At 72.4% G+C, this 11665-nt stretch carries 8 protein-coding genes; 3 read left to right on the top strand and 5 right to left on the bottom strand.

The annotated features are described in order from the left end of the window. Nucleotides 1-46: 46 nt before the first annotated feature. Nucleotides 47-754 (bottom strand): L,D-transpeptidase family protein, encoded by a 708-nt coding sequence (locus tag ABD401_RS05575; RefSeq protein WP_344602478.1) that lies wholly within the window; start codon nucleotides 752-754, stop codon nucleotides 47-49. 25 nt (nucleotides 755-779) lie between these two features. Between ABD401_RS05575 and ABD401_RS05570 the strand changes: the two genes are divergently transcribed. Further along, the gene (locus ABD401_RS05570) at nucleotides 780-1460 is read left to right on the top strand and encodes an alpha/beta hydrolase (protein WP_344602476.1); all 681 of its coding nucleotides are present in this window, start codon (nucleotides 780-782) and stop codon (nucleotides 1458-1460) included. 334 nt (nucleotides 1461-1794) lie between these two features. On the opposite strand, the gene ABD401_RS05565 is transcribed toward ABD401_RS05570, so the two are convergent. From ABD401_RS05565 to ABD401_RS05550, 4 genes are all read right to left on the bottom strand, one after another. Beyond that, nucleotides 1795-2994, bottom strand: a complete 1200-nt coding sequence (locus ABD401_RS05565; RefSeq protein WP_344602474.1) for an acyl-CoA dehydrogenase family protein — start codon at nucleotides 2992-2994, stop codon at nucleotides 1795-1797. Nucleotides 2995-3077: 83 nt separating this feature from the next. Continuing rightward, nucleotides 3078-5357 carry a hypothetical protein gene (locus ABD401_RS05560; RefSeq protein WP_344602472.1) on the bottom strand — a complete coding sequence of 760 codons (2280 nt, stop codon included), beginning with the start codon at nucleotides 5355-5357 and terminating at the stop codon, nucleotides 3078-3080. Nucleotides 5358-5421: 64 nt separating this feature from the next. Further along, complete coding sequence (locus ABD401_RS05555; RefSeq protein ID WP_344602470.1) at nucleotides 5422-5808, bottom strand: ACT domain-containing protein; 387 nt, start codon at nucleotides 5806-5808, stop codon at nucleotides 5422-5424. Nucleotides 5809-5829: 21 nt separating this feature from the next. Then, a complete protein-coding gene (locus ABD401_RS05550; protein WP_344602468.1) occupies nucleotides 5830-7722 on the bottom strand; it encodes a S9 family peptidase in 1893 nt (630 codons plus the stop codon). Nucleotides 7723-7838: 116 nt separating this feature from the next. Here ABD401_RS05550 and ABD401_RS05545 point away from each other — a divergent pair, with 116 nt between their 5' ends. Both ABD401_RS05545 and ABD401_RS05540 read left to right on the top strand, forming a co-directional pair. After that, the gene (locus ABD401_RS05545; RefSeq protein WP_344602466.1) at nucleotides 7839-9113 is read left to right on the top strand and encodes an LCP family protein; all 1275 of its coding nucleotides are present in this window, start codon (nucleotides 7839-7841) and stop codon (nucleotides 9111-9113) included. 5 nt (nucleotides 9114-9118) lie between these two features. Further along, nucleotides 9119-11644, top strand: a complete 2526-nt coding sequence (locus tag ABD401_RS05540) for a DEAD/DEAH box helicase (protein WP_344602464.1) — start codon at nucleotides 9119-9121, stop codon at nucleotides 11642-11644. The last annotated feature ends 21 nt before the right edge of the window (nucleotides 11645-11665 follow it).

Raw genomic sequence — 11665 nt, 5'->3', positions numbered from 1 at the left:
GGTGGCTGGTGAAGCGGGCGGGGGCGGGGCGGGGCGGGGCCGAAGGTCAGCGGGTGACGACGACCTTCGTCGGCTGGGCGGCGAAGCGGTAGAGCTTCTTGATCAGCGGCAGGGGCATCCGGATGCAGCCGTGGGACTTCGAGAGGTCGGTGCCGGCGTAGTAGTCCGGGTGGATCGGCTGGCCGGTGCGCTTGCTGACCGGGATCTGGTGGAACCCGACGATGCAGTCGTGGAACCGGACGAACCAGTCGATCCGGAGCGCTCCGCTGCGGTCGCTGCGGTACCGGGAGCGGGCGGGCTTCCCGCACTGCGCGCCGGTCCGGTACGTGCGCTGGGGCAGCCAGTCGTTGTCGACGATGCCGCCCTGGGCGAGGACGGTGCCGTCCTCCTTGACCAGCCACAGCCAGTTCTGGCCCTGGCTCATGACGATGCGCCGGCCCTGGCCCGTCCGCGTCGGCACCGGGCGGTCCGTGCAGCTCTTGCCCTTGCCGGAGGTCAGGCGCTTCATCGTCGGACCGCCGAGCCGGCCCGTCTGTCTCAGGCCGTTCGCGGCCTGGAAGCGGATGGTCGCCGCCTTGAGCCGCATGCCCTCGGACGCCGAGGGTCCGATGAAGCACCCCAGCCCCTTGAGCCGGGACTCCGCGAGCTTGGACCCGCTCGCCACCACGGTCGCCGACTCGCGTGTCTCCTGCGCCCGCGCCCCGTCGACCGGGCCGAGCGCGGTGACGACCAGCAGGACCGCCAGGCTGCCCACGGACGCACGCGTCGAGAATGGCCGCGTGGACCGGATCACTCGCACCTCCGCCGGCGTCGAACTCGCCGCGGACTTCTACCCCGGCACCAGGAATCTAGCGTTCGTCGTGACCCACGGCTGGGGAAGTGCGCGGCCCACCGACATCCCGGCCGCGTTGGCCGGCGCCGGCTTCCCCGCCCTCGCTCACGACCTGCGCGGGCACGGGCAGAGCGGCGGCGAGCGCACGGAGATCTCCCGCGCGGACTGGGTCGCCGACGTCGTCGGGATGGTCGACGAACTGCGCGTCCGCGTCCCGGACGCCCGGATCGGGCTCGTCGGCGCGAGCTTCGGCGCCTACCTGAGCCTCGTCGCCGCCGGGGAGCGCGAGGTCGCGGCACTGTCGCTGCGCGTCCCGGCGAACTACCTCGACGAGGGCTTCGACGCCCCGCACGAGCCCCGCTTCCGCGCGGACGTCCGCCGCCCCGAGGACCTCTACCCCGCCGACAGCCGAGCCCTGCGCGTCCTGCGGGCGTTCGGCGGCCCCGTCCAGCTCGTCGACGCCGACGGCGACGCCGTCATCCCCCGGGAGACGATCGCCGGCTACGTCGACGCCGTCGACCCGGCCCGGCTGACCCGCCACACCCTGTCCGGCCCGCACCACCTCGCGACCCCGGAGCTCCGCCGCGAGTACCTCGCCGCCCTCCTCGCCTGGGCCGCCACCCTCTGACGACGCCGCCGCCCCCACCTCGGCTTCACCGGCTCCCCCGCGCGCTTCACCAGCTGAGCCCTCGCTTCACCCGCCCGACCGGGCCGGTGAAGGTGGTCACGGCCGGTGAAGGCGGCGCTCCGGTCCAGCGGTGGCGCCGCGGACGAGAGGTTGTCGACGCCGTCCTCACCTGGGCCGGCAGGCGGCCGGCCGCCGTCCCCGCGCGCAGCTTCACCAGCCAGAACCACCTTCACTCGCCCGGCCGGACGTGTGAAGCGGGGGTTCAGCTGGTGAAGCGCGCGGTGGGGCCGGTGAAGCGAGGGTGGGGGTGGTGAAGCGAGGGGGCGGGGGCGGGTCAGCCGCCGAGCTGGTCGCGGACGCGGCTGACGGCGCGCTTGGAGATCGACATCTTGTGGACCTCGGTGGCGCCGTCGTAGATCCGGAAGGCGCGGATCTCGGCGTAGATGCGGCCGATGACGAGGTCGTCGGTGGTGCCCATGCCGCCGGCGAGCTGGACGGAACGGTCGACGACGCGGCTGGTGGCCTCGGAGATGAAGACCTTCGCCTTGGAGGAGGCCTCGGTCGCGGCGGCGGCCTCGGAGTTCTCGACCTCGAGACAGGTCTGCAGCAGCAGGGCGCGGGCGGCGGTGAGGTCGATCTCGTTCTCGGCGATCATCTGCTGCGCCATGCCGAGGTCGGCGAGGGAGTTGCCCCACATCTCGCGGTGGACGGCGCGGTGCAGGGCGATCATGTGCGCGCGGCGGGCGGCGCCGAGCCAGCGCATGCAGTGCGTCAGGCGCGCCGGCGCGAGGCGGACCTGCGCGTACGCGAAGCCGCGGCCCGGCTCGCCGAGCACGGCCTCGTCGGTCACGAAGACCTCGTTCAGGCCGACGCGGCAGTGCCCGCCCGGCATGGTCGAGTCGAGCGTGGTCGGGTGGCCCTTGATCTGCCAGCCCGGGTTGTCGGTGTCGACGAGGAGCATCGTCGCGCCGCGGGTGCCGTCCTCGCCGCCACCGCCCTTGGCCATGACGATCGAGAACGCCGCGCCCTCGGCGCCGGTGATCAGGTGCTTCTCGCCGTTGATGACCCAGCCGCCGGAGACCTTCTTGACGGTGGTGCGCATCGCGCTCGGGTCCGAGCCGGCGCCGGGCGGGGGCTCGGTCATCGAGAAGCAGGAGCGGACGTCACCCTGCGCGAGCGGGCGCAGGTACTTCTCGCGCTGCGCCGGCGTCGCGATGACGTTGAGCATGTGGATGTTGCCCTCGTCGGGGGCGTGGCAGTTCAGCGCCAGCGGACCGAGCAGCGAGGTGCCGGCCTCCTCGAGCAGGATCGCGGACTCCGCGAGGGAGAAACCGCCGCCGCCGAGGTCCGCCGCCGCCTGCGGGGCGAACACCACGGCCTCCTTGGCCGCGGCCTGCAGCTCACGGCGCAGGTCGTCGTCGGCGCCCTTGGCGAAGGCCTCCTGCTCGCGCGGGACCACGACCTCCTCGACGAAGTCGCGGATGCGGTCACGCCATTCGGTCACCCGCTCGGGAAGCGTGAAGTCCAGCGCCATGGGAGGCCCCCTTAGAAGGTCGTCTGCCCCCAGTATCCCGTCAGCGCGGACTGTTCTCCGAATCCGGGTCCGGACCGGACGTCCTACCGCGGGCGCGGGCCCCGCGCGGTGGGAGCCGGCCAGGACCCCTGCGTCCCGAGCTCCCGGATCCGCGCCCCGAGCGCCTGCAGCTCCGCGTCGGGCTTCGCACTCGCCGCGATCCGGGCGATCTGATTGGTCGTGAACTGGACGCCGTGACGCTGCGTCAGGAAGGCCTTCAGGTTCGTCGCCTCGCGGCCTTCGAACGCGGCCCGCCACTCGGCGAGCAACTCGTCCCAGGTCGAGCCGGGGACGAACTCGTCGGCCGGCAGGTAGCAGATGACGTCGGGGGCGGAGAGCGTCTCGAGCTTGATGCGGTGTGCCCGCCGGGCCCGGATCGCGCGGGTCAGCAGGTTCTGCAGCCACCGCGCCTCGGCGCCGGGCATCTTGCCCAGCGGCACCAGCGCCCGGATCGCGGACTCGGTGCCGCCACGGGCGATCGCCGCCTGCGCCTTGTCCCACACCGGCTGGATCGCGGCCCGCGCGATGTTGTCGAGCACCAGCACGATCGCGGCGTCGGTGAAGTCCCAGATCAGGCCGGCCGTCGCGAGCGACTGCATCTGCTTCGCGCCGCCGACGGGGTAGATGACCGACCACGAGTCCAGGTCCGGCGCCAGCAGCGAGCCGAGGACGACCTCGTCGTGCTTGCCCTCGACGATGACGAAGCACCGCACCATCTGCAGCAGGTCGGCCGGGGTGAGGCCGAGGTCCTCGCGCATCGTGTCGCGCTCGAGCTCCTCACGCAGCGCGAAGTCCATCCCGCGCGCGGTCGCGGCCCCGGACGCCAGCCGCGTGACGTGCATCAGCGCGACCCGCTGCGGGTCGAGCATCGCCGGCGAGTGCGTCGCCACCGCCATGCGCAACCCGGACTCGGCGGAGATGCGCACGAGGGCGTCCGGCAGCGCGGACTCCGCCCGGCGGTGCAGCCCGGCCTCGGGCTCGTCGCAGAGGAACACCACCGGCAGGGCCTCGGAGCCGGCCACGGACACCGCCAGCGCGGCGGACAGCGCGGCCCAGCGCCGCTGCGCGGTGGACAGCGCCGCGAGCGGCAGCGTGGACGGCGCCGCCGTCCCGGCCTGCGGGAAACGCGCGACCCAGCTCGGCAGCACGCCGGCCAGCCAGTCGTTCGGGTCGCCGGGGGCGAACACCAGCTCCGGGGCGTCGGGGAAGACCGCGCGCAGGTACTTGGTCGCGAGCTCGGTCAGCCGCGCGAGCAGCGGGTCGACCTTCGGGTGGAACCGCGCCCCGCCGTCGGCGAACGACGCGAGCATCTGCCCACCGGCGGCGCGGAGCACCTCGTCGCGGGTCAGCCGGTCGACGTCGGCCGCACTGGTCTCGTCGGTGACGAGCTCGACGAGCGGCGCACTGATCGTCGCCACCTCGACGACCGGCACGGTCGCCCACAGCGGCCACGGCACGGTGCGGACGTCGGTCCCGAGCTCGGGCGAGGTCCCGGGCCCGACGAACCCGCGGCCGGAGATGAACGCGTCCGAGATGTCCGAGAGCTCCCGCCACGGGAAGCCGGAGTTCGAGAGCACGGTCCCGTCGTCGAGGGCGGCGCGCAGCCGGTCGCCGGCCTCCTCGTCGTCGAGGGGTAGCGCGCGGTCCTGCTCCAGCAGCGCGGCGCAGGCGGCGTCCTCCTCCGACGCGGCGGCGTAGACGGACCAGCGCGGCTCCTCGCGGGTGCCGATCGCCCGCAGCACGTAGTGCCCGCCGCGGGTGATCTCGCCGACCACCGCCTTGTGGAAGCGCATGAAGTCGTTGATGTGCTCGAACTCGGACATCAACATCTGCTGCGCGGCCAGGTGCGCGCCGACGAGCTCGCGCAGCGACGTCGGGCTGTGCGCCTCGTCCACGACGGCCTGGGTGAACGAGCGGAAGTCGTCGAGGACCTCGGCGTAGTCGTCGCTCGGTCCGACCTCGAACTCCTCGTCACGCCGACGGGCGAAGTGCGCGACGACGTCGCCGCGCAGCCGGTTGAGGTGCTCGCGCATCGCGCGGGCGAGGTTGTCCCGCCACGGGTCGGGCCCGCGGCCGACGAACTCGGCCTCCGCGTCGGGGACGTGGACGTGCACCAGACCCCAGCTGTCGGCCTGCTGCTCCCCGCGCAGGGCGGCGATCATCGCGGTCAGGATCCGCGTCTTGCCGGCGCCGTTGCGGCCGTAGAGGGCGAGCAACGGCTCGAACAGCGGGACGTGCACCCGCCCGATCGGCGCCGGCCCGCAGACCGTCACCCCGAGCAGCCGCACCGACGCCGCACCGGTGGTGGGGGCCAGGTCGGACATGAGCGCAGGCTAGTGCCTCCGGCGCTCCGTCCACCGGCGTTGCGCCGACCGGCGCAGGGACTCCTCAGGCGCGGTCGGCCGCGCCGAGGACCTGCTTCAGCCCCTCGAGGTCCGGCGAACCGAACACCACCCGGTCCCCGGTCGCGACGTAGACGAGGTCGAGGTTGACCCCCGCCTTCGCGATCCGGTGCGTGATGTCGGCGAGCTCGCCGGGCCGGTCGTGCACCTCGACGATCACGACCTCACGCTCGCGACTGACGCCCAGTCCGACGATCGCCAGCGAGTGCCGCGCCGCCTCGGCGTGCTTGACGAGGATGTGCAGCTCGGCGTGGTTGTCGTTGCCCAGGCACGTGGCCGCCGCGATGTTCACCCCCGCGTCACTGATCGCGGTCGCGACCTTGGCCAGCGCGCCCGGGGTGTTCTCGAGGTCGATGACGAGATCGACCGCCATGCGTCCCATCGCCCGGCCAGACTACGGCCGCAGGACCTCCTCAAGGAAGGCCGCGACGCGGGGATATGCGTCCAGACGGTTCTTCAGTTTCGCGAGGCCGTGGCCCTCGTCCTCATAGATCGCCATCTCCGTGCGGATGCCCTTGCCCTGGAGCGCGGCGTGGATCTGCCGGGCCTCGCCGACCGGCACCCGCGGGTCGTTGACGCCGTGGACGAGGAAGAGCGGGGCCCGCATCGCGTCCAGGCGGTTGATCGGGGACAGCTCCTCCAGGAGATCCCGGTGGTGGGTGAGCGAGCCGTACTCGCGCTCCCGGAAGGCCCGGCGCCAGTCGGCGGTGTTCTGCAGGAACGTCACCAGCGAGGACATGCCGACGATGCAGACGCCCGCGGCCCACAGGTCCGGCTGGAACGCGAGGCCGGACAGCACCATGTAGCCGCCGTAGGACCCGCCGTAGAGCGCGCAGCGCTCGGGGTCGAGGTCGTCGGTCGTGGCGATCCAGCGGTGGATCCACTCCATGTCGCGGATCGAGTCGAAGCGCTTCTCGACGTCGTCGAGGGCCTGGTAGCGCCGGCCGTACCCGGTGGAGCCGCGCACGTTCGGCGCGATCACGACGAACCCGCGGGCGACGAGGTACTGCGTCAGCGCCGCGAACGACGGCCGGTACTGCGACTCCGGCCCGCCGTGAATGATCATCACGACCGGCCGCTTGCCGGTCACCGCGCCACGCGGCCGGAAGACGTAGAGGGGGATCGACTCCCCGTCGTGCGCGGGAACGCGCACCAGGTCCGGGGCCACGAGCGTCGAGGAGTCCAGCCGGTGCGGCGACCGCGTCAGCCGCGTCGAGGTCCCCGTGACGGTGTCGTAGAGCCAGCCGTCACCCGGCACCAGCGGCGAGGAGTACGAGTACGCCAGGTACCGGCCGTCCCGGGAGAACGAGAACCCACCCGCGACGCCGGTACCCGGCAGCGGCACGTCCGCGGTCTTCTCCAGCGTCGTCGGGTCGTGCAGCGCGGCCTCGGTGCGGCCGTCGGCGTTGGTGACGACCAGCAGGTGCCGCCCCGTCCAGTCCACCGCGCAGCCGGCGTCCCACTCCGGGGTCAGGACGAACTCCCACGCCCCGTCCGGCGTCCCGCGCGCGATCGCGGACATGTCCCGCCCGACGTCGTGCGAGAAGAAGAACGCCGAGGAGTCCGGCAGCCACGACGGGCTCCCGATCTCCGCCGGCTCGGTGTGCGGCGCGAGCTCGACGAGGGAGGCGTCGGCGCGGTCCAGCAGGTGCAGGGTCGAGTCGCCGGGCTGCTCGGTGAGGGCCCCGAGCGCGAGGTAGCGGCCGTCCGGCGAGAAGTTTCCGGCCCAGGTCCAGCCGCCGGGGGCGTGGACGAGCTGCTCCTCGCCGGTGGACAGGTCGCGGACCCAGACGTCGAAGTCGGTCCCGGTCCGCCGGTTGGTCGCGTAGGCGAACGCGGAGCCGTCGCGCGTCACGCCCCCGGAACGGTGGATGTGCTCCGGGTCAACCACCAGGGGGGACAAAGCGTCCACATCGGGGACGGGCGCCGCCGGGGCGTCCGCCGTGACCGGGAGCAGGTAGAGCTGGTGCCGTTCGTTACCGCCCGCGTCGATGCCGATCAGCACGGTGTCCGCGGCCGCACCCGCGGGCCCGTGCGGCACCGGCAGGAAGCCGCCGCCGGCGGGCTCCGGCAGGTCCGTGACCTGCCGCAACGCCTCGATCGGCACCCCGTCGGGACGCACGTCACCGAGTTCCAGCGCATACAGCTGGGCGCTTCCGGGCACATCAGAGCTGATCAGCAGCCGTTCGCCGGTCGGGGAGAACCCCGACGGGCCTGCGGTGCGTGTTTCGAGGTAGGCCCGGATGTCGGGCTCGCCGGCGGGAACGGACGGGTCAGGAGTGCTCACCGGGACAGCCTGCGGCACCCCCGGGCGACCTCGCCAACCACCACGCCGCCTCAGGAATCGCGTGTACGTTGCCGGAGAACTTCTCGGGAAATGACTCGGGGATGCAGGAGGGCTCGATGAGCGACCGCGGGGCGGGACCTTGGTTCCGCGACGAAGTCGCGCCGCAGCGCCCCCGCCGGCCGGAGCCGCAGGAGGCGCCGACGGTGGTCTCGCGGCCCGCCGCGAACCGGCCGTTCCCGCCGGTCACGCGGCAGGACCCGTACGCGCGCCCGCCCGCGGCTCCCCCGCAACGCCCCGCCGACGCCTACCCCGCCCAGCCCCCCGCCCAGCCCCCCACCCAGCCGCCGGCCGCGCCGCCGCAGCACCGGCCGCCGATGCGCCGCCCGGTCGGGGAGGCACCGCCGCCCCCGCCCCAGCCGCCGCGGACGATCGTCAAGCGCAAGCGGCGCCGCTTCGGCTGGAAGAAGCCGATCGCGATCGCGGTCGTGCTCTTCCTCGTGCTGCCCATGTGCCTGTACTTCTGGGCGGACTCCCGCCTGGAGCGCATCGACGCCTTCCCGGCGGCGAGCTCGCGCCCGGCGAAGACCCCGGGCAGTGACTGGCTCATCGTCGGCTCCGACAGCCGCGAGGGCCTGTCGGCGAAGGAGCGCGCCAAGCTCAAGACCGGCCGGGCGACCGGGCAGCGCACCGACACGATGATGCTGCTCCACATCCCGGACGGCGGCGGCAAGCCGACGCTGGTCAGCCTGCCGCGTGACTCGTACGTCGCGATCCCGGGACACTCGAAGAACCGGCTCAACGCCGCGTTCGCGTTCGGCGGCCCGAAGCTCCTGATCCAGACCGTCGAGCAGCTGACGAACATCCGCATCGACCACTACGCGGAGATCGGGTTCGGCGGGCTGTTCGACCTCGTCAACGCCGTCGGCGGCGTGCACATGTGCATCGACGAGGCCCGCAAGGACCCGAAGGCGGGCCTGGACATCAAGAAGGGCTGCCAGAACCTGGACGGCGGCGAGGCGCTCGGCATCGCCCGCTCCCGCGCGTCGACGCGCGGCGACCTGGACCGCGTGAGCAACCAGCGCGAGCTGATCAGCTCCCTGATGGACAAGGTCACCTCGCCGACGACCCTGCTCAACCCGTTCCGCATGTGGTCGGTGGCCACCAAGGGCGCCGGCGCGCTGGCCGTCGACGACGGCGACCACCTGATCGACCTGGTTCGCCTGGCCTGGGCCGCGAAGGGGCTCGGGACCACGACGACCGTCCCCATCGGACGCGAGTTCACGGCGTCCGGCGTCGGTGCGGTGATCGAGTGGGACAGCAGCCGTTCCCGTGCCCTGTTCGAGGCCCTGCGGCAGGACCGCCCGGTGCCGAAGTCCGCGCAGTTCAACTGATCGGGATGACGCGACTGCTCGCGGACCTGCTCCCGGCACCACCCGACCCCGACGCGATCTTCGACGCCTTCACCGAATGGGCGACGGGGACCGGGCTGGAGCCGTACCCGGCCCAGACCGAGGCGCTGATCGAGCTCGTCTCGGGGTCGAACGTCATCCTCACGACGCCGACCGGGTCGGGGAAGAGCCTGGTCGCGACCGGGATGCACTTCGCCGGCCTGGCGCAGGGACGGCGCACGTTCTACTCGGCGCCGATCAAGGCCCTGGTGAGCGAGAAGTTCTTCGCGCTCTGCGACATCTTCGGCGCCGAGCGGGTCGGCATGCTGACCGGCGACGCGGCGGTGAACCCGACCGCGCCGATCGTGTGCTGCACGGCCGAGGTGCTCGCGAACATCGCGCTGCGCGAGGGTGCCGCCGCGGACATCGGCGGCGTCGTGATGGACGAGTTCCACTTCTACGCCGAGCCCGACCGCGGCTGGGCCTGGCAGGTCCCCCTGCTGGAACTGCCCCAGGCCCAGTTCCTCCTGATGTCGGCGACCCTCGGCGACGTGACGCGTTTTCAGGAGGACCTGACGGCGCGAACCGGCCGCGCCACCGCCGTGGTGACGTCCGCGACCCGACCCATCCCCCTGCTCTACTCGTGGGCGCTCACGCCGGTGCACGAGACGATCGAGGATCTTCTGATGGCGCGTCAGGCTCCGATCTACGTCGTGCACTTCACGCAGAAGGAGGCACTCGAGCGCGCCCAGTCGCTGCTGTCGGTCACGTTGTGCACGCGCGAGCAGAAGGACGAGATCGCCGCCGCCATCGGAGACTTCCGCTTCGCCCGCGGGTTCGGGGCGACGCTGTCCAAGCTCGTGCGCCACGGGGTCGGGGTCCACCACGCCGGGATGCTGCCGAAGTACCGGCGCCTGGTCGAGCAGCTGACCCAGGCCGGGTTGCTCAAGGTCGTGTGCGGGACCGACACCCTCGGCGTCGGGATCAACGTGCCGATCCGCACGGTGCTGCTCACCGGGCTCGCGAAGTACGACGGGCACCGGACGCGGATCCTCAAGGCGCGCGAGTTCCACCAGATCGCCGGCCGCGCCGGCCGGGCAGGCTTCGACACCACCGGCTACTGCGTCGTGCAGGCGCCGGAGCACCTGGTCGAGAACGCGCGCCGGGTCGCGAAGGCCGGCGACGACCCGGTGAAGCTCAAGCGCGTCCAGAAGGTGAAGCCGCCCGACGGCCAGGTGTCCTGGAACGAGGACACCTACAACCGCCTCGTGAACGCCGAGCCCGAGCCGCTGGTCTCGCGCATGCGCGTCACACACTCGATGCTGCTCAACGTCATCGCGCGCCCCGGCGACGGGTTCGAGCACATGCGCCATCTCCTGCGTGAGAACCACGAGGACCGCACCCGGCAGAACAAGCTGATCCGCCGTGCGATCCGGATCTACCGCGAGCTGGTCGCGGGCGGCGTCGTCGCGAAACTCGCCCAGCCGGACGAGACCGGGCGCTGGGTCGTCCCCCGCGTCGAGCTGCAGACGAACTTCGCGCTGAACCAGCCGCTCTCGCCGTTCGCGCTGGCGACGCTCGAGCTGCTCGACCCGGAGTCCGAGACCTTCGCCCTCGACGTCGTCTCGGTCCTGGAGGCGACGCTGGAGGACCCGCGCCCGGTACTGATGGCCCAGCAGTACGCGGCCAAGGGCGAGGCCGTGAACGCGATGAAGGCCGAAGGCATCGAGTACGACGAGCGGATGGAACTGCTCGAGGACATCACCTGGCCCAAGCCGCTGGAGGAGCTGCTCGAGGCCGCGTACGAGACCTACCGCGGCGGGCACCCGTGGATCGCGGAGTTCCCGCTCTCACCGAAGGCCGTCGTGCGCGACATGGTCGAGCGCGCGATGACGTTCGGCGAGTTCGTCTCCCACTACGGCCTCGCCCGCAGCGAGGGCATCGTGCTGCGCTACCTCGGCGACGCCTACAAGGCCCTGCGACAGACCGTGCCGGACGAGATCAAGACCTCTGAGCTCACCGACCTCATCGAGTGGCTCGGCGAACTGATCCGTCAGACCGACTCGAGCCTGCTCGACGAGTGGGAGGCCCTCGCCGAGGGCGTCGACCGGGCGACGCTCGCCGCGGCCGCGGAGCCCCGCGAACCGAAGGGCGTCACCGCGAACACGCGCGCGTTCACCGTGCTCGTCCGGAACGCGTTCTTCCGACGGGTTCTGCTCGCGGCCCGGCACCGGTGGGCCGAACTCGGACAGCTCGACGGCGAGTCCGGGTGGGCCGCCGCGGACTGGGCGAGCGCGATGCAGCCCTACTTCGCCGAGTACGGCCCGATCTCGACCGGTCCCGACGCGCGCGGACCGCACCTGCTCGTCGTCGAGAAGGAACCCGAAGGGCGCAAGCGGATCTGGACGGTCCGTCAGATCTTCGACGACCCGAACGGGGACCACGACTGGGGATTCTCGGGTGAGGTGGATCTCGACGCCTCGGACGAACTCGGGGCGGCTGTCGTTCGTATCACCTCTGTCGGCCCGCACTAGGGTCGAACCGAAGACAGCCGA

Origin of the sequence: Sporichthya brevicatena (assembly GCF_039525035.1) — a bacterium.
Taxonomy (GTDB): Bacteria; Actinomycetota; Actinomycetes; order Sporichthyales; family Sporichthyaceae; genus Sporichthya; species Sporichthya brevicatena.
Note: the sequence above shows the minus strand (reverse complement) of the source record. Positions and strands in the feature narration are given on the sequence as shown.

Bases quoted from the DNA above. Each gene is read 5' to 3' on its own strand.
- ABD401_RS05545 (WP_344602466.1), top strand. From the start codon at position 7,839: ATGAGCGACCGCGGGGCGGGACCTTGGTTCCGCGACGAAGTCGCGCCG.
- ABD401_RS05540 (WP_344602464.1), top strand. From the start codon at position 9,119: ATGACGCGACTGCTCGCGGACCTGCTCCCGGCACCACCCGACCCCGAC.
- ABD401_RS05555 (WP_344602470.1), bottom strand. From the start codon at position 5,808: ATGGCGGTCGATCTCGTCATCGACCTCGAGAACACCCCGGGCGCGCTG.
- ABD401_RS05565 (WP_344602474.1), bottom strand. From the start codon at position 2,994: ATGGCGCTGGACTTCACGCTTCCCGAGCGGGTGACCGAATGGCGTGAC.
- ABD401_RS05560 (WP_344602472.1), bottom strand. From the start codon at position 5,357: ATGTCCGACCTGGCCCCCACCACCGGTGCGGCGTCGGTGCGGCTGCTC.